This is a genomic window from Kitasatospora sp. MMS16-BH015 (assembly GCF_002943525.1).
Taxonomy (GTDB): Bacteria; Actinomycetota; Actinomycetes; order Streptomycetales; family Streptomycetaceae; genus Kitasatospora.
In genome coordinates, this window is sequence record NZ_CP025394.1 from 3,761,037 (window position 1) to 3,784,978 (window position 23,942).

21 protein-coding genes are annotated in these 23,942 nt (G+C 74.0%); 8 read left to right on the top strand and 13 right to left on the bottom strand.

Annotated features, from left to right (window positions below):
* Positions 1 to 128 precede the first annotated feature (128 nt).
* Both disA and radA read right to left on the bottom strand, forming a co-directional pair.
* Entirely contained in the window at positions 129 to 1,187 is a 1,059-nt protein-coding gene (gene disA / locus CFP65_RS16315) for a DNA integrity scanning diadenylate cyclase DisA (protein WP_104820924.1), read from the bottom strand.
* Positions 1,188 to 1,359: 172 nt separating this feature from the next.
* Positions 1,360 to 2,925 (bottom strand): DNA repair protein RadA, encoded by a 1,566-nt coding sequence (gene radA, locus CFP65_RS16320; protein ID WP_104816784.1) that lies wholly within the window; start codon positions 2,923 to 2,925, stop codon positions 1,360 to 1,362.
* Between the two features lie 146 nt (positions 2,926 to 3,071).
* On the opposite strand from radA, the gene CFP65_RS42125 reads away from it, so the two are divergent.
* Entirely contained in the window at positions 3,072 to 5,174 is a 2,103-nt protein-coding gene (locus tag CFP65_RS42125; RefSeq protein WP_158702200.1) for a sigma-70 family RNA polymerase sigma factor, read from the top strand.
* A 236-nt stretch (positions 5,175 to 5,410) separates the two neighbouring features.
* Positions 5,411 to 6,403 (top strand): SDR family oxidoreductase, encoded by a 993-nt coding sequence (locus CFP65_RS16330; RefSeq protein WP_104816786.1) that lies wholly within the window; start codon positions 5,411 to 5,413, stop codon positions 6,401 to 6,403.
* A 91-nt stretch (positions 6,404 to 6,494) separates the two neighbouring features.
* Here the strand turns inward: CFP65_RS16330 and CFP65_RS16335 are convergent, their stop codons facing one another.
* Entirely contained in the window at positions 6,495 to 7,814 is a 1,320-nt protein-coding gene (locus tag CFP65_RS16335; protein ID WP_104816787.1) for a DUF1254 domain-containing protein, read from the bottom strand.
* Between the two features lie 160 nt (positions 7,815 to 7,974).
* On the opposite strand from CFP65_RS16335, the gene CFP65_RS16340 reads away from it, so the two are divergent.
* Positions 7,975 to 8,982 carry an NAD-dependent epimerase/dehydratase family protein gene (locus CFP65_RS16340; RefSeq protein WP_104816788.1) on the top strand — a complete coding sequence of 336 codons (1,008 nt, stop codon included), beginning with the start codon at positions 7,975 to 7,977 and terminating at the stop codon, positions 8,980 to 8,982.
* 43 nt (positions 8,983 to 9,025) lie between these two features.
* On the opposite strand, the gene CFP65_RS16345 is transcribed toward CFP65_RS16340, so the two are convergent.
* The 3 genes from CFP65_RS16345 to CFP65_RS16355 form a co-directional block, all read right to left on the bottom strand.
* Positions 9,026 to 9,784, bottom strand: coding sequence for a DUF4239 domain-containing protein (locus tag CFP65_RS16345; protein ID WP_104816789.1), 759 nt, complete (start codon positions 9,782 to 9,784; stop codon positions 9,026 to 9,028).
* Between the two features lie 186 nt (positions 9,785 to 9,970).
* Positions 9,971 to 11,020 (bottom strand): family 2 encapsulin nanocompartment cargo protein polyprenyl transferase, encoded by a 1,050-nt coding sequence (locus tag CFP65_RS16350; protein WP_371682424.1) that lies wholly within the window; start codon positions 11,018 to 11,020, stop codon positions 9,971 to 9,973.
* A gap of 175 nt (positions 11,021 to 11,195) precedes the next feature.
* The gene (locus tag CFP65_RS16355) at positions 11,196 to 12,623 is read right to left on the bottom strand and encodes a family 2B encapsulin nanocompartment shell protein (protein ID WP_104816791.1); all 1,428 of its coding nucleotides are present in this window, start codon (positions 12,621 to 12,623) and stop codon (positions 11,196 to 11,198) included.
* A 301-nt stretch (positions 12,624 to 12,924) separates the two neighbouring features.
* On the opposite strand from CFP65_RS16355, the gene CFP65_RS16360 reads away from it, so the two are divergent.
* Positions 12,925 to 13,962: an ATP-grasp domain-containing protein gene (locus CFP65_RS16360; protein WP_104816792.1), complete on the top strand. Its 1,038-nt coding sequence runs from the start codon at positions 12,925 to 12,927 to the stop codon at positions 13,960 to 13,962.
* A gap of 23 nt (positions 13,963 to 13,985) precedes the next feature.
* On the opposite strand, the gene CFP65_RS16365 is transcribed toward CFP65_RS16360, so the two are convergent.
* Positions 13,986 to 14,531, bottom strand: coding sequence for a methylated-DNA--[protein]-cysteine S-methyltransferase (locus CFP65_RS16365; protein ID WP_104816793.1), 546 nt, complete (start codon positions 14,529 to 14,531; stop codon positions 13,986 to 13,988).
* 72 nt (positions 14,532 to 14,603) lie between these two features.
* Positions 14,604 to 14,837, bottom strand: a complete 234-nt coding sequence (locus tag CFP65_RS16370; protein ID WP_104816794.1) for a hypothetical protein — start codon at positions 14,835 to 14,837, stop codon at positions 14,604 to 14,606.
* Between the two features lie 290 nt (positions 14,838 to 15,127).
* Between CFP65_RS16370 and CFP65_RS16375 the strand changes: the two genes are divergently transcribed.
* The gene (locus tag CFP65_RS16375; RefSeq protein ID WP_104816795.1) at positions 15,128 to 15,664 is read left to right on the top strand and encodes a hypothetical protein; all 537 of its coding nucleotides are present in this window, start codon (positions 15,128 to 15,130) and stop codon (positions 15,662 to 15,664) included.
* Between the two features lie 103 nt (positions 15,665 to 15,767).
* Here the strand turns inward: CFP65_RS16375 and CFP65_RS16380 are convergent, their stop codons facing one another.
* On the bottom strand, positions 15,768 to 16,370 hold the full coding sequence (locus CFP65_RS16380) for a superoxide dismutase (protein WP_104816796.1): 603 nt from the start codon (positions 16,368 to 16,370) through the stop codon (positions 15,768 to 15,770).
* Positions 16,371 to 16,623: 253 nt separating this feature from the next.
* On the opposite strand from CFP65_RS16380, the gene tsaD reads away from it, so the two are divergent.
* Positions 16,624 to 17,676, top strand: coding sequence for a tRNA (adenosine(37)-N6)-threonylcarbamoyltransferase complex transferase subunit TsaD (tsaD, locus tag CFP65_RS16385; protein ID WP_104816797.1), 1,053 nt, complete (start codon positions 16,624 to 16,626; stop codon positions 17,674 to 17,676).
* Positions 17,677 to 17,691: 15 nt separating this feature from the next.
* Here the strand turns inward: tsaD and CFP65_RS42130 are convergent, their stop codons facing one another.
* Entirely contained in the window at positions 17,692 to 18,936 is a 1,245-nt protein-coding gene (locus CFP65_RS42130; protein ID WP_305778255.1) for a transposase, read from the bottom strand.
* Between the two features lie 184 nt (positions 18,937 to 19,120).
* The gene (locus tag CFP65_RS16395; protein WP_158702201.1) at positions 19,121 to 19,786 is read right to left on the bottom strand and encodes an SDR family NAD(P)-dependent oxidoreductase; all 666 of its coding nucleotides are present in this window, start codon (positions 19,784 to 19,786) and stop codon (positions 19,121 to 19,123) included.
* Positions 19,787 to 20,259: 473 nt separating this feature from the next.
* Between CFP65_RS16395 and CFP65_RS16400 the strand changes: the two genes are divergently transcribed.
* On the top strand, positions 20,260 to 21,243 hold the full coding sequence (locus CFP65_RS16400; protein ID WP_104816799.1) for a LuxR C-terminal-related transcriptional regulator: 984 nt from the start codon (positions 20,260 to 20,262) through the stop codon (positions 21,241 to 21,243).
* A gap of 133 nt (positions 21,244 to 21,376) precedes the next feature.
* On the opposite strand, the gene CFP65_RS16405 is transcribed toward CFP65_RS16400, so the two are convergent.
* Positions 21,377 to 21,616, bottom strand: a complete 240-nt coding sequence (locus tag CFP65_RS16405; RefSeq protein ID WP_104816800.1) for a hypothetical protein — start codon at positions 21,614 to 21,616, stop codon at positions 21,377 to 21,379.
* 400 nt (positions 21,617 to 22,016) lie between these two features.
* Positions 22,017 to 22,949 (bottom strand): carbohydrate kinase, encoded by a 933-nt coding sequence (locus CFP65_RS16410; protein WP_104816801.1) that lies wholly within the window; start codon positions 22,947 to 22,949, stop codon positions 22,017 to 22,019.
* Positions 22,950 to 23,119: 170 nt separating this feature from the next.
* Between CFP65_RS16410 and CFP65_RS16415 the strand changes: the two genes are divergently transcribed.
* The gene (locus tag CFP65_RS16415; RefSeq protein ID WP_104816802.1) at positions 23,120 to 23,941 is read left to right on the top strand and encodes a hypothetical protein; all 822 of its coding nucleotides are present in this window, start codon (positions 23,120 to 23,122) and stop codon (positions 23,939 to 23,941) included.
* Position 23,942 lies beyond the last annotated feature (1 nt).

A 23,942-nucleotide genomic window follows, 5' to 3' on the forward strand; every position in this document is an offset into this window, starting at 1 on the left:
CTGACGCTCCGGCCCCACCCGGACGTCAGGCGTAGGACCTTTTCCGGCCACCCAGCCCGGCTACCCGAGCCCCGCCGTCCGAGCCCGCCCGACCGGTCACACGGATCGGGCCCGGCCGGGCCGCAGCCTCAGACGTAGCGCTCCAGGATGGACGATTCTGCGAGCCGGGAGAGCCCCTCGCGCACCGAGCGGGCCCGCGTCTCGCCGACGCCCTCGACGGTCTGGAGGTCGTCGATGCTGGCCGCGAGCAGCTTCTGCAGGCCGCCGAAGTGCTCGACCAGGCGCTCGATCACGGTGTTCGGCAGGCGCGGGATCTTGGCCAGCAGGCGGTAACCGCGCGGCGAGACGGCCGCGTCCAGCGACTCCGGGGTGCCGGAGTAACCCATCGCCTTGGCCACCGTCTGCAGGTCGAGCAGCTCCGCGTGGGTGAGCGCCTCCAGGTCGGCCAGCACCTCCGGGACCGTCCGGCCGCGCTTGGCCGCCCGCTCGGGGAAGTAGTCGCGGGCGACCAGCTCGCGCTCGGGCTCGACGCCCTGGATCAGCTCGTCCAGCTGGAGGGCGAGCAGGCGGCCGTCGGTGCCCAGTTCGAGCACGTAACCCGCGATCTCGGTGGCGATCAGCCGGACCATCTCCAGGCGCTGGGCCACGGCGGTGACGTCCCGGACGGTGACCAGGTCCTCGATCTCCAGCGCGGAGAGGGTGCCGGCCACCTCGTCCAGGCGGAGCTTGTATCGCTCCAGGGTGGCCAGCGCCTGGTTGGCCCGGGAGAGGACGGTGGTGGAGTCCTCCAGGACGCGACGGGTGCCGTTCACGTACATCGCGATCAGCCGCATCGAGTGCGAGACGGCGACCACCGGGAATCCGGTCTGCCGGTTGACCCGCTCGGCGGTGCGGTGGCGGGTGCCGGTCTCGTCGGTGGGGATGGTCGAGTCGGGCATCAGGTGCACGCCGGCCCGGACGATCTTGGTGATGTCCTTGTCGAGCACCACCGCGCCGTCGAGCTTGCACAGCTCGCGCAGGCGCGTGGCGGTGAACTCCACGTCAAGGACGAAGCCCCCGGTGCAGATCGACTCGACCGTCTTGTCGAAGCCGAGCACGATCAGACCACCCGTGTTGGCGCGCAGGACGCGCTCCAGGCCGTCCCGCAGGCCGGTGCCCGGGGCGATGGCACTGAGGGAGGCCCGCAGCAGGGCCTCTTCGCGGGAGGACTTGTCCCCCCGGTCGCTGGCTGCCACGTGACTCCTCCGGTCGACCCGGACCGTGTGGCGTGGCGCCCGACGGTCTGTCGCTGCATTACTGCACTTCATGCCAATTAGACAGGGGAAAGTCTAACTGTGTGCGGCAACAACAAGGTCTGGGTCAGAGCAGTTCGTCAGAGTCGAGTGGCTCCCAGCCTTCCATGAGCTCCTCCGCGTGGGCCGGAACGGGCCGCTCGGCGGCCCGACGGGCCAGCTCCAGGGCCCGGGCCGGCGCGTCCGAACGGCCAGGCGCGGCCGGCTCGGCGGCAGCCCCCCGGGGCTCACCGGCCGCCCCGCGCGGCTTGGCGGCAGCGCGGCGGCGGCCCGGGATGGCCCGCAGTGCCTCGCCGATGTCGGCCACCTCGACCACCTTCATGCCCGGCGGCACCTTGCCCGGATCGGGCGGCACCAGCGCGTGGGTGAAGCCCAGCCGGTGCGCCTCGGCCAGCCGCCGCTGCACACCCGTCACCCGCCGCACCTCACCGGCCAGGCCGACCTCGCCGATCGCCACCAGATTGCTCGGCAGCGGCGTGTCGGTCGAGGAACTGGCCACCGCCAGGGCCACCGCGAGGTCGGCGGAGGGCTCGGAGAGCTTCACCCCGCCGACGGTGGCGGTGTAGATGTCCTGCTTGCCCAGCTTGACCCCGCCGTGCCGCTCGACCACGGCCAGGATCATCGCGATCCGGGGCGATTCGAGGCCCGAGGTCGTCCGGCGCGGGGAGGGGATCTGCGAATCCACCATCAGCGCCTGCACCTCGGCCACCAGCGGGCGCTTGCCCTCCAGAGTGACCGTCAGGCAGGTGCCGGGCACCGGCTTGTCACGGCGGGTCAGGAAGAGGCCCGAAGGGTCAGCCAGGCCGATGATGCCCTCGTCGTGCAGCTCGAAGCAGCCGACCTCGTCGGTGGCGCCGTACCGGTTCTTGACGCCCCGGATGATGCGCAGCCGGGCGTGTCGGTCTCCCTCGAAGCTGAGCACCACGTCGACCAGGTGCTCCAGCAGGCGCGGGCCGGCGATCTGGCCGTCCTTGGTGACGTGGCCGACCAGCAGGGTGGCCATCCCGCGCTCCTTGGAGGCCCGGATCAGCGCCCCCGCCACCTCGCGGACCTGGGCCGGGCCGCCGGGCGCGCCGTCCAGCTCGGCGGAGGCGATGGTCTGCACCGAGTCGAGGATGAGCAGCCCCGGGCTCACCTGGTCGATATGGCCGAGCACGGCGCCCAGATCCTGCTCGGCGGCCAGGTAGAGGTGGTCGGAGAGCGCGTTGATCCGGTCCGCCCGGAGGCGGACCTGGCCGGCCGACTCCTCGCCGGTCACGTACAGCGTGCGGTGCCGGTCACTGGCGGCCTTGGCCGCCACGTCCAGCAGCAGGGTGGACTTGCCGACGCCGGGCTCGCCGGCCAGCAGCACCACGGCCCCCGGCACCAGCCCACCGCCGAGCACCCGGTCGAGCTCCGGCACCCCGGTGGAGCGGGCGGTGGCCACCTGCCCGTCGATCTGCCCGATCGGCTTGGCCGGCGAGCTGACCGGCCCGGCCGCGGTGGTCCGGATCGGGACGGCGCCGTACTCCTCGACCGTGCCCCAGGCGTTGCACTCCGGGCAGCGGCCGACCCACTTGGGCAGCTGGTTGCCGCACTCCGTGCAGCGGTACGCCGGGCGGGGCTTGGCGGTGGTCTTGGTACGGGCAGCCATGGCGCCAACCGTAGCGGGTGCCACCGACAGTGCCCGCCCCTCCGCTACCACGGCCCGGCAGCCGAACGACGGTCTTGTTACCCGAAAGAAGTACAACGGCCGGGAACCGCCCGGACGGCGGCGGTGCCCTCTCTACCGTCGGGCGAATGACCACCGGACTTTCACCCCAGGAACCCCCCACCTCCCGGGCGGCGAACGTCGGCCAGGACGCCTTGCGGGGTTATGACCACCACGTGGACGGGCTGTTCACGTACTGCCTCTCGGTGCTCTGCGAGCACGAAGCGGCGGCCGCCGCCGTCCGGGAGGTGCACGCGCTGGTGCTGCGGCACGGCGACCGGCTGGCCGACCCCGTGCTGCTGCGGGCCTGGCTCTACTCGCTGGCCCGGTACTGCTGCCTGCGGCGGCTCGGGCCGGGCGGAGCCCCGGCCGCGACGGGGAAGCCGACCCGGCCACCGGCCCGGCTCCCGGCCGAACTCCTGGCCGAACGGCAGCGTGAGCTGGCCTCGCTGGCCTGGCCGGAGGCGGCGGGCACCTCGCCGGAGCAGCGGGAGGCGCTGGAGCTGGCCGTCCGGCACCGGCTGCGGCCGGCGGAGATCGCCGCCGTGCTCGGCCTCCCGGGCGAGGCGGCCGGGGCGCTGCTGGCGGCGGCGGGCGTGGAGGTCGGGCGGACCCGGGCCGCGCTGCTGGTGCTCGGGGTGGGCAACTGCCCGGTGCTGGCCGAGCTCGGCGGGGTCGGCGCGGAGAGCTGGCGGGGGTGGGTGCTCGGGCCCGCCCTGCGGCGGGAGCTGGTGCGGCACGTCGCCGAGTGTCCGACCTGCCGGGGCACCGCCGACCGGGTCGCGGGCGGTCCCGCCGGCCGGCCCGGGCTCACCGACCTGTCCGGGCTGCCGATGCTGCCCGCGCCGGCCGCGCTGCGGCTGGCGGGGTTGGGCGACGCGGTCTCGGACGGCGGGGCGGGCCTGGGTGCCCCGGGGTATCCGGCGGGGAGCGGCTCTGCGGGGGACGGCTCTACAGGGGACGGCGCCCCGGCCGTGGGCGGGAACGCGGCGAGCGGGAACGCAGGCGGTGGGGCTCCAGCGGGCGGTGGGGCTCCAGCGGGCGGTGGGACTCCAGCGGGAAGTGGGGCTCCAGCGGGGCGGGGCATGCGAGGACGGGCCACGGCGGGGCCGGCGGAGGGCGCGGCGTCGGCGGGTCGGACCGGACCGGGGCGGCGGGCCCGGCGGGAGAGTGCCGGGGCGGTGTTCCACGCCGGGGCGGCGGCCGGGCGGCGGGCGGCCGGACGACGCGGGGCCCGGGAGGAGCGGGTGGAGCCGCCGGAGGTGCGGTTCGACCAGAGCGGGTTCCCCCGGCACCGGGCACCCGGGCGGGCGCTGCGGCCCGGCCCGGCCGTCCGGCAGCGGGTGGTGACCACAGGAGTGGTGGCCGCCGTGCTCACGGCTCCGGTGGTGGCGCTCTGGGTCGCGCACCGGGGTGGGGGCGCGAGTTCGACCATCTCCTCCGTCCGGGTCGACCTGCCGCGGCCGGCCGAGCCGCGGCCGGTCGCCTCCGGCGCGCCCGTCCGGTCCGGCACGGGGGCGCTGCCCCTGCAACTGGCCGCGGCGGCGCCTGAAGAAACGTTGCTGCCGCCCATCCACGCGGCCGTGTCCGTGGCCTCGGCTCCCGGCGCACCGGACGGTGCCGTCACGACCACCCCGGCACCGAACAGCGGTGCCCCCGCACCCGACCCCGGCCAACTGATGGTCGAGGCCAACGACTACGCGGGCCGCACCGTCCTCACTCTCACCAACACCGGTGGCAGCCCGCTCGACTGGCACGCCCTCAGCGATGCCGGTTGGCTCCGGCTCAGCCGCGACTCGGGCACCCTGGAGCCGGGCCAGCGGATCACCGTCACCGTCACCGTCGACGAGGCGAGCGCCCCGCAGGCCCAGTGGACGGCCCACCTCACCCTGCCCCCCTCCCAGGCCGTGGTCACCCTCACCGGCGGCCCCACCCGCCGCGGCGGCGGCCCGCCGACCGTCCCGCCGCCGAGCGAAACCCCCACCCCCACGCCCACGCCCACCCCCACCCCGACGCCGCCTCCGAGCAGTCCCTCCCCCACCGGCAACCCTGCCGGCAGCAGCCCGAGCCCGACGCCGACCCAGGCCCCGTCCCCGGAGCCGACCACCACCACCCCGAGCACGGAGCCCTCCCCCACCCCGACGGCCACCTCGCCGTCGCCCTCACCCACGGGCACCCCGACGGCCGGCTGACCGGACCGGCGGACCGCTCGACCGATTCGTGTCCGTCCCTGCCGTGGCGCGGACGGAAAACCCCTGGTGAGCGGCGAACCTCCGCCACTACAGTGCCCGACGTCGACTGCGACCGGGGGAGGTGGGGTTATGGGTGCCGTGAGCGAGCTTCGCCATGCCCTCATCCGGGTCGCCGTCCGAGGCGGTTCCATGCCGCCGCGACCCGGGCCCCGCCATGCCTTCCGGAGTCGCACATCATGCGCAGTACCCCTTCTCGACCGCTGAGTCTGCTCGTCCTCGGCGGTACCCGTTTCCTGGGCCGCGCCCTCGTCGAGGCCGCACTGGCCGACGGCCACCAGGTGACCTTGTTCAACCGCGGTCGTACCAACCCCGGGCTGTTCCCCGGGGTCGAGACCGTCATCGGCGATCGCACCGAAGACCTGTCAGCGCTGTCCCGGCGCCGTTGGGACGCCGTGGTCGACGTGGCCGGCTACGACCCCCAGGTGGTCGGCCTGTCAGTCGATGCCCTGCGCGGCCGGGTGGGGCGGTACGTCTTCGTCTCGTCCCTGTCCGTCCTCGCGGACCAGAGCACGCCGCAGGACGAGGACGGCGCACTGCTCGTCCTCCGTGCGGGCATGCCGCCCGAGGACGCGTACGGGGCCCGCAAGGCCGCCAGCGAACGGCTGGTGCGTGACGCGTTCGCGGAGCGGGCGTCCATCGTCCGCCTGGGCATGATCGTCGGGCCGCACGATCCGACGGACCGCTTCGCCTACTGGCCGCGCCGCTTCGCCCGCGGCGGGCGCGTGCTGCTTCCCGGCGACCCGACGGATGCCGCCCAGTTCATCGATGTCCGGGACGTCGCCGACTGGATCGTCGGGTGCGTGAGCAAGGAGCGGGGCGGCGTCTTCAACGTGACCGGGCCGACGATCGCCTTCGGCACGTTCTTCGACGCGTGCCGCGCGGCGGCCGGCACACCGGCCGAGACGGTCTGGGTGCCGAGCGAGCGGCTGCTCGCGGCCGGAGCCGATCCCTGGATGGGGGTTCCGATGTGGATCGCCGACCCGGCGTGCGCAGCCATCAACCGGGTCGACGTCTCACGCGCACTGACCGCCGGTCTGACGCTCCGTCCGCTCGCACGGACCCTGGCGGACACGCTCGCCTGGGACAAGGCGCGCGGCAGCCTGCCCCCGGGCCAGGAGGGGCTCAGCGCGGTGGAGGAGCGCCGCCTCCTGGGAGCCCTGACGCACTGACCGCGGCGATCCGAGGGCCGGCCGCCCGTCCGGGACCGGCCCTCACCGGCCCCGGGTGCTCCGCCGACGCACGCGCACCCGGCGATCCGTCTCAGTCCACCGTGGTCAGCGGCGGGAGCTGCCAGCGGCCGTCCAGGGCGGCCGGGCGGGGGCCGTAGATGCGGAGCAGGACGGTGAAGGGGCCGGGCGGGGTGGGGAGCCAGTTGGCGGCCTCGGCCGGGCTGGTCGGCGGGTGGGGTTGGAGGTGGAGGGTGAGGGAGCCGTCGGGGGCGTGGGCGAGGCCGGGGGTGCGGCTGCCGACGGCGTAGCGGGCGGCGGGGTTGGGGACGAGGAGGCGGTCGGGCAGGCGGTAGACGGTGACGGACCAGAAGTGGCGGGCCGGCGGGAGGCCGTCGGCGGGGAAGTGCAGGGTGTGGCGGCGGCTGCCGTCCGGCGGGCGGTGGCCGAGGTCGTCGGCGAGCCAGCCGCCGTACCAGGCCTCCTCGGCGGGGAGGCCGTAGAGGCCGAGGTACGCGCCCATCGCGCGGGCCAGGTAGTCGTCGCCGAGCTGGACGCGGGTGCCGAAGAGGCCGACCGAATCGGTCTGGCCGGCGGCGGCCTCGGTGAGGGTGGCCCGGGCGTCGGCGATGCCCTCCCGGAGGGCCTCGCGCAGCTCCAGCGGGAGCGCGGCCGGCTCGAAGTCGCCGCTGCCGATGCCGAGTTCGGCGAGCCGGCGGCGGAGGTCGGCCTCGGTGGGCAGCGGCGGGAAGAAGCCGAGCAGGAAGTCGAGGAGGACGAACCAGTCCAGGGTCTCCCGGATCTCCTCGCGCCAGACCGGCCAGACCGGGTCCGGTGCGGCGGGTGGCGGTGCGGTGGCGAGCACCGCGCTGAGCGGCCGGAGGGTGCAGCCGCGCTGGAGCTCCTCGACGGCGGGCACGTCCGCCTCGCCCGCCAGGTAGGTGCGACCGATCACGCCGACCAGCTGGGTCTCGGCGCGCAGCACGCCGTCGAAGCCCTGCCGTCCGTCGCCGGTGAAGCGGGGGCCGGCGATCAGGTAGCGGCCGGGCCCGGGGCCGGTGGTCCGGGCCCCGATGAAGCCGACGTACGCGGTGTCGAGGTCGTGCACCGAGAGCAGGTGGTAGCGGTCGCCAAAGTCGGGCACGTCCAGCACCCAGGGCTCGGCCCGCAGGTCGAGCCAGGCCCAGGAGTACGGGGTGTCGGTGCTGGGGGCGATCACGTCGGCGTTGGCCGAGCTGAACGGCTCGGGGTAGTGCCGGAAGACGCCGAACCCGCCGACGTAACGCGGATCCGCCTCGTCGAGGGCCTGGGAGTAGAGGGTGCGGTAGTTCTCCAGGAGCGGGTACCCCCAGATCCACGCCTCGGCGGCGGTCTTGCGGACGGTCGCCGGATCGACGAGGGCCGGGTTGCCCATGGCGCTGCACTCCCCTGTTGCCGGGTATCTTGCCCGTCATTCTGGGGGTGACGCCGCGTCAACCTGGGGAGACGCACCGTCAGCTCCCCCGTCGGCGACCCGGCTCTGCCCTGGGCAGAGGTACTGGCGTGCGAGCGGTGGAGCGGGGAAGCCTTGCCCCATGGACTTCCTCATCCTCGGCGGCTCGAACTTCCTCGGGCGCGCCTACGTGGCACAGGCGCTGGAGCGCGGGCACCGGGTCACCACCTTCAACCGGGGCGTCACCGGCCCCGACCTGCCCGGGGTGGAGGCCGTCCGGGGCGATCGCCACCGTGCCGACGACCTGGCCCGGCTGGTCGCCGGCCGGCGCTGGGACACCGTGGTGGACACCTCCGGCCAGCAGCCGGCCGCCGTCGGGCTGGCCGCCCGGGTGCTGCGGCCGCACGTGCGGCACTACGGGTTCGTCTCCTCGATCCACGCCTTCGCCGACTGGGGCAAGGTGCGGCTGGACGAGGGCTCCACGCTGCACGAGTGCCCGGCCGACACCCCGCCGGACCAGCCGGCCGGCAACCACCTCAAGGCCGGGTGCGAGCGGGCGGTGCTGGCGGAGTTCGGGGCGACCGACACGCTGATCCTCAACTGCGGTCTGCTGATCGGGCCGCACGAGAGCCTGGGCCGGCTGCTCTGGTGGCTGGAGCGGATCGCCGCGGGCGGGCCGGTGGTCGCCCCCGGGCAGCCGGGGCGGGGCATCCAGCTGATCGACGCCCGGGATTTCGCGGCCTTCGGCCTCGACCTGGCCGAACGGGCCGAGACCGGCCGCTACCTGACCACGGCCCCGATCGACAGCTCCACCATGGGCGAGCTGATCGAGGCCTGCATCCGGGCCACCGGCTCCGACGCCCGGCCGGTCTGGCTGGACGACTCGGCCCTGCTGGCCGGGGCGGTCGCCCCCTGGACGGAGCTGCCGTTCTGGCTGCCGGACCAGCCCGACTACACCGCGATCTGGCGCGGCGACACCTCCCGGGCGATCGCGGCCGGGCTGCGCTGCCGCCCGCTGGCCGAGTCCGTGCGGGACACCTGGGCCTGGCTGGCCGAACGCGGCCCCCGCAGCACGCCGTACCTCCAGGGCACCCTGCCGATCGGGCTGGGCGCCGAGAAGGAGCGGGCGCTGCTGGAGGCCGCGCACTGAGCCGACCGGACGGGGTCGGCGGGGTGGTGAACGGACCGATGGGTTAGCGGGGTGGTGGCAGGCGATGCAGGAAGACGTCGAAGGCCGTCGGCTCCACGGCCGTCACCCCCCTGAACGGGAAGTCCATCTCCTTGATCACCAGGAGCGAGATCACCACCAACCCGCTCATGGCCAGCACCATCAGGGTGTGCGAGAGGGTGTTGGAGAGGCCGAACAGGAAGGTGAAGCCGACGGTGAGCGCCGCGCCGGCGATCAGCGCGTCCCAGAGCAGTGGCGGCACCTCGTCGTCGATCTGGTTGAGCCGGGCCCGGCGTTCGGAGGCCAGGTTCTCCAGGTTGGCGACGGCGTGCTCGTAGAGCACCTGCTGCTGCGCGGTGGTCGGGTTGAAGGAGAACACGTCGGAGCGGATCTTGTAGATCAGGTCGGTGGCCTCGGGGCTGGACTGGTGACTGCTCATCAGCTCCCACTCCTTGTCCTTGACCAGGTTGGCGTACGCGAGGGTCTGCTTCTCCAGGTCGGGGCCGAGCGGGGCCGGTAGCTGCCGGGAGATCCAGTAGACGCCGGCCAGTGAGTCGGCCTCCTTGAAGGTGGTCTGCCGTGCCTTGTCGTTGTTCTCCCAGACCGCGATCACCACGAAGGCGAGCAGCACGGCGTAGAGCACGCCGACGGCGGCGAAGATGAACCCGGCGACCTCGTTGTGGCGTTCGCGGACGGGGTGGGGGACGAAGCGCTGGAGCAGGTAGAGCAGTGCGGCGAGCGCCGCGAGGACCGCGACCAGGATGCCGATGTCCTGCCACGTCATGAAGTGGCCTTTCTGACTGCGGTACGGGTTTCTGACGGCGGTGCGAGGCCACGCCGTCGGTACGGCGAGGCCGTCCGGGCATGGCTGCGCCGGGGCCGGGGCGTCGATCGGGACGGCCGGGCCATCGGAAGGCGCGGTGGGGCCGCCGACTGGAGCGGTGGGGTCGTCACCCGGGGCGGCGGGATCTCAGCTGGAGCGGCGGGTGATCAGTTCGGCGAGGGCGAGCAGCTGCTCGGCGTCGGCCGGGTCCTGGACCGCCTCGGTGAGGTGGCCGATCGCGGCGGCCATCCGCTCGCAGGATTCGGCCTGGGCCCAGGCACGGCCGCCGGCGGCGTCCACCGCCTCGGCGGCGAGGAGCAACTCCTGCGGGGTGAGCGGTGCTTGGCTTGCGTAGAGCTCGGCAAGCCGGGCGCCGGCCGGGGTGCCGGATTCGAGGGCGAAGACCACCGGGAGGGACTTCTTGCGGGCGGCCAGATCGGCGCCCACCGGCTTGCCGGTGACGGCCGGGTCGCCCCAGATGCCGATCAGGTCGTCGATCAGTTGGAAGGCCAGGCCGATCTCCCGGCCGAACGCCTCCAGGGCGTCGGCCGCGCGCTCGTCGCCACCGCCGTAGAGCGCGCCGACGGCGCAGGCGCAGCCGAGCAGGGCGCCGGTCTTGGCCTCGGCCATCGCGAGCACCTCGGCGAGGGTCACGTCGCCGCGCTGCTCGAAGGCGCAGTCCTCGCGCTGGCCCTCGCAGAGCTCGACCACGCAGTCGGCCAGCCGGCGGACGGCGGCCGGGGCGGCGGGGTGCGGGTCCTCGGCGAGGACCCGCAGGGCCAGCGAGTGCATCGCGTCGCCGGCGAGGATGGCCTCGGTGGTGCTGAACGCCTTCCAGGCCGTGGGGCGGTGCCGCCGCACGGGGTCGTGGTCGATCACGTCGTCGTGCAGCAGCGTGAAGTTGTGCACCAGCTCGACGGCCACGGCGGGGCGGACGGCCGCCTCCGGCCCGCCGCCGACGGCCCGCGCGGCGGCGAAGACCAGCGCGGGCCGCACGGCCTTGCCGGCCCCGCCCGCCACCGGGGTGCCGTCCGGCTCCCACCAGCCGAAGTGGTAGCCCGAGACCAGCCGCATCGCGCCGGGCATGCCGCCCACCGCCGCGCGCAGGGCCGGATCGACCACCGCCTTGGTGGTGGCCAGCACCTCCGCCGCCCCGTGACCGGTCTGCCGCTCACGCTCCAATGCGAACATTCCCATGTGCATTCCTCCCCCAGAACGACCCGGGCCGCAGAGATGCCCGGGCTGAAAACACGGCGGAGCGCGGCGACGGCTGCCGGGTGAACAAGCCCGGCCGCCTCGCCGCACTCCGCCGCTGCATTCCACTCGCCCTCAGGGGCGAACGGATTTACGAATTGCGCTCGCGCTCGGTCGGTCAATCCCGCGGGCGGGCGACGTCCACGTTCTCCAGGACACCGATCGCGTCGGGTACCAGAATGGCGGCCGAGTAGTAGGCGCTGACCAGGTAGGAAATGATCGCCTTCTCGTTGATGCCCATGAACCGGACCGAGAGGCTGGGCTGGTACTCGTCCGGGATGCCGGTCTGGTGGAGGCCGATGACGCCCTGGTTGTCGGCGCCGGTACGCAGGGCCAGGATCGAGCTGGTGTGGCCGTCGACGATCGGGATCTTGTTGCAGGAGAAGATCGGCACCCCGCGCCAGCCGGGCACCGAGGTGCCCTGCACGTCGACCGGGGTCGGGTAGAGGCCGCGCTTGGAGCACTCCCGGCCGAAGGCGGCGATCGCCTTCGGGTGCGCCAGGAAGAACTTGGTGCCCCGGCGGCGGCTGAGCAGGTCGTCCATGTCGTCCGGGGTGGGCGGGCCGGAGTGGGTCTGGATCCGCTGGTCGTAGTCCGCGTTCTGCAGCAGGCCGAACTCGGCGTTGTTGACCAGCTCGTACTCCTGGCGCTCGCGCAGCGCCTCGATGGTGAGCCGCAACTGCTGCTCGATCTGGTTCATCGGCTGGTTGTAGAGGTCGGCGACCCGGCTGTGCACCTGGAGCACCGTCTGCGCGACGCTGAGCTCGTACTCGCGGGGGGCGAGCTCGTAGTCGACGAAGGTGCCGGGCAGCTCGTGCTCGCCCTCGTGGCCGGCCGAGAGCTCGATCTCGGCCTCACCGTGCTTGTTCTGCGCCTGGCGGGTGCCCGAGAGGTACGCGAGCACCTGGTCGCGCAGCTCCGGGGAGCGGTCGGCGAGCTGCTGGAAGGCGGCCCAGGGCAGCGAGAGCAGGGTGCCGGCCGTGGCGGCCTTGACCGAGTAGTCCCACAGGGCGTCGGGCTGCTCCAGGGCCTCGTCGCCCATGTGGTCGCCGTCGGCGAGCACGCCGAGCACGGTGGAGACGCCGTACTTGCCGGTGCCGATCCGGTTGACCTTGCCGTGCGCGATCAGCACCACGTCGGAGACCGGCTGGCCCGCCTCGGCCAGCACCTCGCCGGCGGCGAACTCGCGCTGGGTGAAGCGGCCGGCCAGCTCGGCGAGCAGCGCGTCGTCCTCGAACCCGCGCAGCACCGGCAGCTCGCGCAGCGAGGGCGGGACGATCCGCACCTCCTGGCCCGTCTTGACGAAGCTCACCCGGCCGCGGCCGACGGCGTAGCTGAGCCGCCGGTTGACCCGGTAGGTGCCGCCCGAGACCTGCACCCACGGCAGCTGCTTGAGCAGCCAACGCGAGCTGATGCCTTGCATCTGCGGCTCGGACTTGGTCGTGGTGGCCAGATTCCGCGCGCCCGCGGTGCCGAGGCTCGTCTGCTGGCGGCCCTCCGGCTGCCCGCCCTGGGCCGGAATACCAGTGCTGGTCTCGGTCGACATGAAAAGCCCTCCCCAACGAGGCATGGGGTAACCGCCCCCACGCCGTTACCGTCCATTGCAAGGTCCATCGTGGGGGTGTCGGGACAGAACTGGCAATCACTCATTCGAGTGGTCGAATATGCCAGACAATTAGCACGAGCAGTTCATTTGAACGAATACTTTTCACTCAAGCGATCGAATGCACCGGAAAGGCCCTGCTCACTCCTTCCCGGCCGCCCAGCGCGCCACACCGCCACTCGAACACCTCTCGCCCCGGGCACCCCCGTGCCGCGCCCCCTCCGGTGACCGCTAAGGTGCCCCCGTGAACGCCCCCGTCCGGGTGTGGCTGAACCGCACCTACGCCGAGAACGTCTTCTTCGTCGACCAGCTCCGCACCGCCCCGCGGCCGGTCGAGATCCACGCCACGCACGTGGATCCGGATTCGCCGGTGCTGGCCGCCGCCGACGTCGGCGCGCTGGAACCGGACGGGCTCGACGGGGCCGCCTACGTCGAGTACGCGCTCGACCACTGCCGCCGGTACGGCATCGACGTCTTCCTCCCCCGGCTGCACCAACTCGCCGTCGCCCTGGCCCGGTCCGAGTTCGAGGCGGTCGGCACCAGGCTGGTCTGCCCGCCCGCCGCCGCGATCGCCGTCTTCGCCGACAAGGCCGACGGCTACCAGGCGATGGCCGCCGCCGGGCTGCCGGTGCCGCCCTGGTACCGCGTCCGCACCGCCGACGAACTCCTGGCCGCCGTCGAGGAATTGGAGGCATCAGGGGAGCGCGCCTGCCTCAAGCCGGCCACCGGGGCGGGCGGCGAGGGCTTCCGGGTGCTCACCCGGGAGCCGTTCGGGCTGGGCCAGTTGGCCGGCCTGCCCGGCGCCGCCGTCCAACTCGACCTGGTGCTGGCAGCGTTGGCCGCCGCACCTGGCGCCGCCGACCTGCTGGTGATGCCCTACCTGGCGGGCCCGGAGGTCTCGGTGGACTGCCTCGGCGCCCCCGACGGCACCCCGCTGGCCGCCGTCGGCCGGAGCAAGACCAGCCGCCGCCGCAGCTTCACCCTCGCCCCCGAATACCTCGACCCCGCCCGGGAGTTGGTGGCCCACTTCGGGGTCTCCTACCTGAGCAACGTGCAGTTCCGCCACCACCACGGCCGGCCCGTCCTGCTGGACGTCAACACCCGGCCCTCCGGCGGGCTGCACCAGCTGCGGCTCTGCGGGCTGAACCTGCCCTGGGCGGCCGTGGCCCAGGCCCTCGGCGAGCCCGCCGGGCCGCTGACGGCCGTGCTGCCCGACGGGCAGGACTACACCCTGGTCTCGGGCGTCCGCCCGGTGCTCCCCCGGCTGGCCGCCGCAGTCTGACCCGGTGGGCCGCACCGGCGGGCTCAGGCCGGGCCCGTCCAGTCCAGGGTGGGGGGCAGCACGCCCTCCAGGGTGAGCAGCCAACGCTTGGTCTCCAGGCCGAGCGGCCCGCCGAAGAAGCCGCCCAGGCCGTCGGCGGCGACCACCCGGTGGCAGGGCACCAGCAGGGCCAGCGGGTTGGCGTGCATCATCTGCCCGACGGCCCGGGCGGCCTGCCCGCCGGTGTCGTTCAGGTCCTCGAACGCACCGCTCAGCGCCGCCAGCCGGCCGTAGGTGACGGTCTCGCCGTACGGCACCTCGGCGTGCAGGGTCTGCAGCACGGTGCGGTGCGGGCCGCTGGCCGACCGCCAGTCGATCGGCAGCTCGAGCCCCCGGCTGCGGCCGGCGAAGTACTCCGCCACCCGCTGCCGGACCACCCCGGCCCGCCACTCGTCCGTGCACTCCGGGCCCTCGACCACCCGGCCGGGCTCCACCTCGAAGGAGGCGGCCGCCACGCCCACCGCCGTCACCCCGAACCACACCGCCCCGCTGGGCAGCGGAGTCTCGACCCGCAGCCAAGAGATCGCCATACCCGGCACGCTACCTCGCCCCACCGACGCCCCGGGGCTGATCCGGAGACTCGGCGGAGACGGCCGGGTGGGTCAGAGGTGGTCCCGGAGGTAGTCGGCCATCCGAGCCGTCCAATCCGCGAGCTGGGCGCGCTCGCACGGCTCCGGCCCGCAGAGGGTGGCGATCTGCTCGGCCGAGAGCCGGCCGCCGCCGGTGGTGGTCATCAGGGAGGAGAGTTCGCGCAACATGGTGGCCAGCCGTTCGGCGTCCCGGTGGCGGAGCATCACCAAGGCGTCGGTGTGGCCGATCGTGACTGAACCTGGCATCACGGCCTCCTAAGAGCCGAGTACGACCCCCGGTCCACCGTACGACCGCCTCCCCGCCGGAGCGACCCGCGACCCGGCAGCCCGATCCCGGTGGCCCTCCGGCCGACGGTCCCGGCGACCCCCAGCCCGACGGCCCGCGCCCCGGCGACCCGGGCCGGACGGCGGCCGGTGCCCCGGACGGCCGACACGCACCGCCGTGTCTCCCGACCCGGGCGGCGGACGGCCCGGTGACGGACGAGGATCGAACCAGGACATAACGTCACAAGCTGCCCACCCTCCGAGGAGATCGGATGCCCCTCACCACTCCGGCCGCCGAGCGGCCGACACTCACCGCCGACAGCTCCGGCCTGGTCGCCGAGATCGAGGCCTACCTCGCCTCGCTGCCCGGGCCGGCCCGCCTCGCGGTGCCGTACGTCTGCCCGCTGGGGTCGACCCGACGGCCCTGGCACGCGGGGTACCCGGTGCCTCGGCGGACGGCGCTCGACCGGGTGTTGCGGCGGCCGGCCCGGCCGGTGCGGGTCAGCGTGGCCGGGCACCTGGAGCTCACCTCGCGCTACCTGGCCGGGCACGGCTGGCTGCAGGGGGCGATGTGGGACCAGGAGGGCCGGGTCTGCCTGCTCGGCGCACAGGCGGCCGTGGTCGCGTACGGCTACGGCACGCCGGTGGAGGCGCGCCGCGCCCGGGTGCAGGTGATGGAGGTGCTGCACGCCACCGGCCGCCCGGCGGCCTCGCCGGACGAGTACAACGACGCGCCCGGGACGCGGCTGGCCGACGTGCACCGGCTGCTGGCGGACGCGGCCGCCCGGGCCCGCGGGCTGGGCATCTGACCGCCTGCTCTCCACCGGACTCCGCCGCACTCCAACGGACTCCAACGGACTCCACGGCACGGCGCCGCCCGGGTGCTGCCGGGCGGCACCGCGCCGGGCCGGGTCAGACGCCCTGGACCGCCGCGAAGCGGGCCGAGACGTCCGTCCAGTTCACGACGTCCCACAGCTTCTCGACGTAGTCGGGCCGGACGTTGCGGTACTGCAGGTAGTAGGCGTGCTCCCAGGCGTCGAAGACCAGCAGCGGGGTGGTGCCCATGCCGACGTTGCCGTGGTGGTCGTAGACCTGCTCGACCACCAGGCGCCGCCCGAGCGGCTCCCAGGCGAGCACGCCCCAGCCGCTGCCCTGGACGCCGGTGGTGGCGGCGGTCAGCTGACCTCGCAGGGCCTCGAAGCCGCCGAGGTGCTCCTCGATCGCCTCGGCCAGCGCGCCCTCGGGGCGGTCGCCGCCCTCCGGGGAGAGGTTCTCCCAGAAGATCGAGTGCAGCACGTGGCCGGAGAGGTGGAAGGCGAAGGTCTTCTCCAGGCCGACCAGATTGCCGTACTGACCCTTGTCGCGGGCCTCGGCCAGCTGCTCCAGGGTGTCGTTGGCGCCCTTCACGTAGGCCGCGTGGTGCTTGGAGTGGTGGAGCTCCAGGATCTCCGCGCTCATCGCGCGCTCCAGCGCGGAGTAGTCGTAGGCGAGGTCGGGGAGCGAGTACGTGCCCATCGGAGGCACCTTTCGGTGGTCGGGGACGATCTTGTCCGGACCACCTTATTGCGAGTCAGTTGCAATAGCGAGAGTATTGCTTCAGCATGTCAGAAGCGGGGCTGTGCCCTGTCGGTCGGCGGGCCGCTCCAGCGGCGCACTCGCCCTTCCTGACACACGGTCGTCTTCCCAACCGGCACCCGCCGGGACACCGGGGCCGGCCCCGCCGGAACGTAGGGCGGCACGGGCGGCACGGGCGGGAAGGACGGGAGGGGTGGCAGGGGTGTCGACGGTGGTCCTGGGGATCGAGTCCTCCTGCGACGAGACCGGCGCGGGGCTGGTCCGGGACGGGCGGCTGCTCGGGCACGCCGTGGCGTCGAGCATGGCCGAGCACGCCCGCTACGGCGGGGTGGTGCCCGAGATCGCCGCCCGGGCGCACGTGCACGCCGTCGCGCCGGTGGTCACCGAGGCGCTGGACCGGGCCGGGCTGGGCCTGGCGGAGGTGGGCGCCGTGGCCGTGACGGCCGGGCCCGGCCTCTCCGGGGCGCTGCAGGTCGGTCTGGCCGCGGCCAAGGGGTACGCCTTCGCGCTCGGGGTGCCGCTCTACGGGGTGCACCACCTGGCCGGGCACGTGGCCGTGGACACCCTGGCGCACGGGCCGCTGCCCGACCCCTGCGTGGTGCTGATCGTCTCCGGCGGACACACCTCGCTGCTGCTGGTCCGCGACCTGGCCCGCGACCGGATCGTCCACCTCGGCGACACCCGGGACGACGCGGCCGGCGAGTGCTTCGACAAGACCGCCCGGATCCTCGGCCTGCCCTACCCCGGCGGGCCCGCGATCGACCGCACCGCCCGGGCCGGCGACCCGGCCGCCGTCCGGCTGCCCCGCCCGCTCAGCGGGCCGGGCGAGGACCCGTACGGCTTCTCCTTCTCCGGGCTGAAGACCGCCGCCGCCCGCCTGCTGGAGCGCCCCGAACCGCCCGCCACGGCCGATCTCGCGGCCGGCCTCCAGGAGGCCGTGGCCGACGTGCTCACCCGCAAGGCCGTCCGGGCCTGCCTCGACCACGGCGTCGGCACCCTGGTGGTGGTCGGCGGCGTGGCGGCCAACTCCCGGGTCCGCGAGCTGGCCGAGCAGCGCTGCGCGGCCGCCGGGCTCACCCTGCGGGTGCCGCCGCGCGAACTCTGCACCGACAACGGAGCGATGATCGCCGCCGTCGGCGACCTGCTGCACCGCGCGGGCGCCCCGGCCGCGCCCTTCGACCTGGCGATCGACCCCTCGGCGCCGCTGGAGTACGCGGCGCTCGGCCGACCCGCCGCCAGGCGGTAGCCCGTCAGGCGGTCGCTACGCCGAGGCGTACTCGGCCGGGGCGTCGTCGAGGACCCGGACGGCGTGCGCCACCGAGGCGAGGGTGGTGTGGCGGTGCCAGCCCTCGAAGGAGCGGCCGACGAACCCGCGCAGGCCGACCTCCTCGCCGACCACCGCCGCGTCCCGCTCGACCCGGCGGGCCAGCTTGGCCAGCCGCAGGAGCTTGCCGGGCGGGGCCGTCAGGTCGGTGAGCCAGAAGTCGGTGGGCCAGGCCCGGTTGTCGCTCCACTCGCCGATCAGGGTGAGGGTGCGGCGGCCGTTCACGTACGGGCCGCCCCAGCTCGGCCGGTGCCGGCCCTGGCGGGCGGCCACCGCCTGGGCCCGGTCGGGGGTCCGCCCGTGCGGGCGCTGCACCCGCACCGCGGCCACCCGGGTGGTGCGGGCCCGGCCCTCCACCGGGTCCCACCACTGCACCGGCCGGAGCAGGGTCCGCACGGCGGCGGCGCTCACCAGGCCCTGGGCCGAGCAGCGTTGGCCGATCCGCTCGGGCAGCACCGAATCGGCGGCGGTGAGCAGGGCGGCCGGGCCGACCCGGGCCAGGAAGGGCAGGCCGGCCGAGGCGCAGGCCTCCAGTACGGGGGTGGCGTCCTCCTCGCCGATCTCCAGGATCACCGGCCGCCGGGGCAGGCCCCAGCCGTCCGCCACCTCCAGCACCACTCGGCCTGCGCACTCGCCGGGGGTGTTCGCGCCCAGCCGCTCGGGGATCTTGGCCCGGCTGCGCCGGTCCTGGTCGGCCAGCCAGCCGGCCGGCAGGTGCAGCCCCCAGTTGACCGGGCTGGAGAGGTGCCGGGAGGCGAGCCAGAGCCCGAAGGACTGCTGGCTGTTGACCAGCCGGCCGGATTCCGGGTCGACCCGCCGGGCCACCCCGACGGTGTGCTCGCCGGCCTTGGGCACCACCATCGAGCGGAGCACCCAGGCGGCGGGCGTGACGGTCAGCTGGAGGTGCCGGGCCAGCGCCTCGCGGACCGGCCGCCAATCCCAGGTGGAGCTGCTGATGAAGTGGTGCATGCTCTGGCCCTCGCCGCCGGGGCCGAGTTGGAGCGCGATGTTGCGCATCGACTTCCGCCCCTCGGCGAGCAGCAGGCCACGGGCGTAACGCTCGCCCTTGGTGCGCTGGTCACTGCGCTGCATCGAGGAGAACACCTCCTCGCAGAGCGCGCCGAGCGAACGCTCGAGCTCGGACTGCGAACGGCTGTCCCGTACCAGACCACCTGTGCTCATGGGAGTCCTGCCTTCTTCTTCTCGGTCCGACAGCCGTCGTTCGAGCGGGCATTCCCCGGGCGGGGAATCGGCCAGTTATTTCTTGTAGTGGCCACATCAATCAACGAATTTCACGAACTCCCCGAGCGCGAAGCGGAGTTCGGTGGAGGCGGCGGCTACCGGTGGCGAGAACGGGCGGCTCCGGTCAGCCCCAAAGCCCGTCCTGGCATATCCCGTCCACCTCGGCGTCCGGTTCGACCGCCGGAATGCCGAGCAGCAGCAGGACGGCGTTGGCGACGGCGTGGTGCGCCGAGGCGGGCAGCTGCGGATCGGCCCAGCCGTTCGGCAGCGGGTACGGGAGCGGCACGGTGTCGATCCGCACCTGGGCCAGTGCCTCCAGCGGTGGCGCGGCCGGCCCGGCCAGCTGGATCAGCCGGCCGCCCCGGCAGGCCGTCGCCAGCACGTCGAGCAGCGCCATCCTCAACTGCGCCCGCTCCTCGCCTCCTTGGCCCGTTTCGCCCGCTGCCTCGCCCGCCGAGACCGCCCCGGCCGCCGTGGTCGGTCCGGCCGCCGCGGCCGATTCGGGCAGCAGGTTGACCAGCAGGTCGAGCGGCCCGAGATCGTGGGTCACGTCGGCCAGCAGTTGCTCCATGCTGCCCCGGTCGGCCAGGTCGACCTGGTACGGCAGCGCCGTCAGGCCGAGACCGGAGAGCTCCTTGCTGAGGTACGCGGCGCTGCCGCCGTCCGCGACCGTGACGATCGCGACGCTGGCTCCCGCCGCCGACAGGCGGCTGCTGACGATCCTTCCGGGCCCGCTCGCCCCGTCGATGACGAGGGCGGTGAGCTGAGCCAGGGGCGGGGAGACGGACACAGGTGGTGCTCCGATCAAAGGCTGTCGTTGTGGGGCACGGACGGTGACGCGTCCGGTTCGAGTCTTGCCGAAGTGGGCTGCCGTGAAAGGCGATCGGCGAGCGGATGCCCGACCGTTGGAGGGGACCGACCGAGCACCGGCGCACTCCCGCGCTACCTTTCCCGCCGGTACACCGCCGTCGCCACTCAATCGGAGTCCACACACCTAGAGAACCACTGTGGATCGCCGGTGTCCGCGTCCTGCCTCGTCAAGAACCTGCCGCGCAGACTCCTGCCAAACGGCCCCGGCGGAACCCGGCTTCCCGAGCCCGCCGGATCACAGCTGTGGTGGATCCGTGCTGTTCACAACTCCGTGATGGGCCTTGCACATTCGACGGATGGCCGAATGTTCGATTAGTGGTAGCCAACCGCTCGGCCAGCACCGCTAAAGTAAGGGCCCGCGCAGTGACGTTTGCGGAACTGGGGGGATTCCAGATGTCCGACGGTGCTGAACTGGACCAGAGATCGCTCGCCGTCTACCGAGCGGTACTGCTGCACAGAGAAGCCGACACCACCGCCCTGGCGAAGCGGCTCGATCTCCCCGAGTCCCAGGTGCGCGAGACGGTTTCCCGCCTGATCGACCTCGCCCTGCTCGCGCCCTCCTGGGAGCACCCCGGCCGGCTGCGCGCCGTGAGCCCGACGCTCGGGCTCGAGGTGCTGCTCCAGCGCGAACAGCAGGAGTTGGCCCAGCGTCAGCACCGGATCGAGCAGAACCGGGCCGCCCTCGCCTCGCTCGCCGCCGAGTACACGGCGCAGAGCCAGGCCGGTGGCCTGGAGGACACCGAGTTGCTGCGCGGCATCGACCAGATCCGCACCCGGCTGGAGACGCTGGCCGAGAGCTGCCTGCACGAATCCCTGGCGTTCCACCCGGACGGCGCCCTGCCGGTCGAATCCATCGAAGCCTCAAGACCGCTGAACGAAAGGGCACTTGCCCGAGGAGTGCGATTCCGCACCATCTACCTGGACAGCGTCGCCCGGGATCGCACCACCCGCGAGCACGCGAAGTGGATGGCCGAACGCGGCAGTGAGATCCGCACCTCGCCCACGCTCCCGATGCGGCTGCTGGTCATCGACGGCACGACGGCGGTGGTCGCCGGGCCTCGTCACCTGGAGCAGCCGACCGCGCTGATCCTGCACAGTCTGGTGGTCGTGCAGGCCATCCGGGCGCTCTTCGAGGCGTACTGGGAGCACGCGACCCCGATGGGACGACCGGTGGTACCGGTCAACGGCGGGCTCACCCCGCAGGAACGCGAACTGTTGAGGCTGCTCGCCTCCGGGCTCACCGACGACGCGGTGGCACGCGCACTGGGCATCGGCGTCCGCACCGAACGGCGGATCGTCGCCGAGCTGATGGAGCGCCTCGACGCCTCCAGCCGATTCGAGGCCGGGGTCAAAGCAGCTCGTCTGAACTGGATTTGAGAGTCAGTCGGGAATGCTGGGGATTTTCTCAGTTTGAAAAACCCTGCGCGCTCCGGACCAGGCGGCTGCCATTCAAACCCACGGCCTTAGGTTACGGGCGAGTTTCGCAGGTCTGTCCGGCTGCTGCGATCGGTCATGCCTGGGGTGCGGCGGGCGGGGTCGGGGTCGGCGACGGGGCCACCTTCGGCCAGGTGAAGTCCACCGGCGCGATCGGGTTCGGTGCGGGCCAGGTGAAGTCCGAACCGACCGCGACCTGCGGCGGAGCCGTGGGCACGGCCTGGGCGGGGACACCGCCGGCCAGTCCGATGACGGCGGCCGAGACGATCGCACCGATCGTGGCGGAGACGGCGGCGACACGCAGCTGAAGAGACATCCTGCTACTCCAAGTCGACGGGGGACGGCTTGAGTTGGAAGAGTCCGGAGATTTCTTTGTCAGGTTTCTCCGGCGTGCAACCAGGACACCACCGCGCCCCCCGCCGTGTCCGCATCCGGAGCGGCCAGGAAGCTGCCCCGCAGACTCCTGCCAAAGCGGGCTCGAACCACCCACAACACCCCCGCCGCACCGGACCGTACGCGGAGCAAGGGCCCCCGCCCTGACCAGCCCCGATACGCCGTACGCGCAGTGCCTCCCCCACTCCGCCCCGCCTCTCCCGCCTTGGCAGCTCGCTGCCTGCCGCCGGCTGGCAGAGAGCTGCCGGACGGGCCCGCCGGGAGCCGTCGGCAGCCCCCTGCCGGTCCAACCGCCGCAGGCTCCCGGGGGGGCGGCCCGGGGTTCAGCCGGCCGGGAGTTCCGCGCGGTTCGGCGGGTTGGCCCCGGGGCGGGAGACGGTGAGGGCGGCGGCGCGGGCCGCGTGGCCGAGGACGGCGGTCAGGTCGGCCTCGGTGAGGGCGGCCAGGGCCGGGCGGGCGAGCGGACCGAGCAGGCCGCGGGTGGCCAGGGCGTCGAGCGTGGCGGCCATGAACGCGTCCCCGGCGCCGACGGTGTCCGCCACCTCGGCCGGGGCCGCCGGCACCTCAGCCCTGGCGCCACCCCGGGTGTGGCCCTCCGCTCCCTCGGCGCCCCGGGTGAGCAGCACCAACCCGACCCCCGACTCCAGCCAGCGGCCGGCCACCTCGCCGAGCGAGCGCCCCGGGTACAGCCAGGCCACGTCCTCGTCGCTGGCCTTCACCACCCCGGCCAGCGCCACCCACCGCTCCACCGCCGACACCGCCGCGGCCGGCTCCCCCAGCAGGGCCGGCCGCACGTTCGGGTCGTAACTGACCGAGGCCCCGCCCGCCAGCCGCTCCGCCAGCGCCCGGGCCCGCTCCCCGCCCGGCGCCAACAGCGCTGCCACCGAGCCCACATGCACATGCGAGGGACGCAACTCGCCGAGCCGGGGCGGCAGCTGTGCCGCGTCGAGCGTCCAGTGCACGTCCAGCTGGTAGGCGGGCTTCCCGGCACCGTCCAGCGTCACCACGGCCGAGGAGGTGCGCTGACCGGGCCCGCCGGCCGCCAGCACCTCCACACCACCGCCCGCCAGGTGCCCGGCGATCAACCGCCCACCCGGATCCTGCCCCAGCTCGGTGAGCAGCGCGGTGGCCCGGCCGAGCCGGGCCAGCCCGTACGCGACATTGGCGGGGCTGCCGCCGGGGTACGTGACCTCGGGCTCACCGGGCCGCCGGACGATGTCCGCGACGCTCTCGCCGATCACCAGGAACTCGCTCATCCCGCCAGCCTGCCACAGCGGGCCGAGAGCGCCCCGGGCCTCGTCAGGTGCGGGCCGCACCCGCCTCGGCACCCGTGTGGTCGGATCCCTGGCCCGAATCGAGCAGGACACGACAGAATGTGCACCTCGGAGTACGAAAGGCGGCTCCGGAGCACCATGGAGGGCCTGCCGTGTCCGTACCCACCGACCAGCCGGGCCCGACCCCACCCGACACCCCGTCGGGCACCGAGAGCAGCCGCGACCTCCTGGTGCGGCTGCGGGAGGGCGCGGCGGCGGCCCCCTCGGCGGAGGCCGCGACGCACCTGCTCGGCCTGGTGGCCCGGGAGCTGACGGCGCTGGTGGGCCGCTACGACCGCGAAGCGTTGATCACCTGGCGGGAGTTGGGGCGGCAGACCTGCCTCGCCGGGGAGACCTCGGCGGCCGTGCACCTGCTCGGCCAGGTGCTCACCGATCTGGCCCAGGCGCTCGGCCCGACCGACCCGGACACCCTCACCGCCCACCTGGAGCTCGCCACCGCCCTCGGCGAGGACGGCGACCCCCGGACGGCCGCCCAGCGGCTCGGCGAGCTGCTGCCGGTGCTGCACGCCGCCTTCGGCCCGGCCGACCCCCGCACCCTCGCCACCCGCTGCCGGCTCGCGGTCAACACCGGCCGGCTCGGCGAAACGGCCGCCGCCTACGCCCAGTTGCACGCCCTGGTCGCCGACCTGCAGCAGCACCTCCCGCCCGAGCACCCGCTGCTCGCCGAGGCCCGCTCGGCCCTCGGCCGGGTGGCCGCCGCCGGGGGCGGCACCCCGGGCGCACCCGCCACCCGGATCGAGATCCTCGCCCTGGTCCACCGCCTGCTGGTCTGGGACTTCGACACCGACGAGGAGGCCACCGCCTGCCTCGACCACCTCGGCCGGCTCACCGGCAAGCGCCACCTCACCGAACGCCTCACCGCCCTCCCCGACAACCTCACCCCGGAGGAGGCCGCCACCGCCCTGCTCGCCTGAG

What these genes read in the sequence shown, in the direction of transcription:
- radA (WP_104816784.1), bottom strand. Translation starts at nt 2,925, where the DNA reads ATGGCTGCCCGTACCAAGACCACCGCCAAGCCCCGCCCGGCGTACCGC.
- CFP65_RS42125 (WP_158702200.1), top strand. Translation starts at nt 3,072, where the DNA reads ATGACCACCGGACTTTCACCCCAGGAACCCCCCACCTCCCGGGCGGCG.
- CFP65_RS16330 (WP_104816786.1), top strand. Translation starts at nt 5,411, where the DNA reads ATGCGCAGTACCCCTTCTCGACCGCTGAGTCTGCTCGTCCTCGGCGGT.
- CFP65_RS16335 (WP_104816787.1), bottom strand. Translation starts at nt 7,814, where the DNA reads ATGGGCAACCCGGCCCTCGTCGATCCGGCGACCGTCCGCAAGACCGCC.
- CFP65_RS16340 (WP_104816788.1), top strand. Translation starts at nt 7,975, where the DNA reads ATGGACTTCCTCATCCTCGGCGGCTCGAACTTCCTCGGGCGCGCCTAC.
- CFP65_RS16345 (WP_104816789.1), bottom strand. Translation starts at nt 9,784, where the DNA reads ATGACGTGGCAGGACATCGGCATCCTGGTCGCGGTCCTCGCGGCGCTC.
- CFP65_RS16350 (WP_371682424.1), bottom strand. Translation starts at nt 11,020, where the DNA reads ATGGGAATGTTCGCATTGGAGCGTGAGCGGCAGACCGGTCACGGGGCG.
- CFP65_RS16355 (WP_104816791.1), bottom strand. Translation starts at nt 12,623, where the DNA reads ATGTCGACCGAGACCAGCACTGGTATTCCGGCCCAGGGCGGGCAGCCG.
- CFP65_RS16365 (WP_104816793.1), bottom strand. Translation starts at nt 14,531, where the DNA reads ATGGCGATCTCTTGGCTGCGGGTCGAGACTCCGCTGCCCAGCGGGGCG.
- CFP65_RS16370 (WP_104816794.1), bottom strand. Translation starts at nt 14,837, where the DNA reads ATGCCAGGTTCAGTCACGATCGGCCACACCGACGCCTTGGTGATGCTC.
- CFP65_RS16375 (WP_104816795.1), top strand. Translation starts at nt 15,128, where the DNA reads ATGCCCCTCACCACTCCGGCCGCCGAGCGGCCGACACTCACCGCCGAC.
- CFP65_RS16380 (WP_104816796.1), bottom strand. Translation starts at nt 16,370, where the DNA reads ATGGGCACGTACTCGCTCCCCGACCTCGCCTACGACTACTCCGCGCTG.
- CFP65_RS42130 (WP_305778255.1), bottom strand. Translation starts at nt 18,936, where the DNA reads ATGAGCACAGGTGGTCTGGTACGGGACAGCCGTTCGCAGTCCGAGCTC.
- CFP65_RS16400 (WP_104816799.1), top strand. Translation starts at nt 20,260, where the DNA reads ATGTCCGACGGTGCTGAACTGGACCAGAGATCGCTCGCCGTCTACCGA.
- CFP65_RS16405 (WP_104816800.1), bottom strand. Translation starts at nt 21,616, where the DNA reads ATGTCTCTTCAGCTGCGTGTCGCCGCCGTCTCCGCCACGATCGGTGCG.
- CFP65_RS16410 (WP_104816801.1), bottom strand. Translation starts at nt 22,949, where the DNA reads ATGAGCGAGTTCCTGGTGATCGGCGAGAGCGTCGCGGACATCGTCCGG.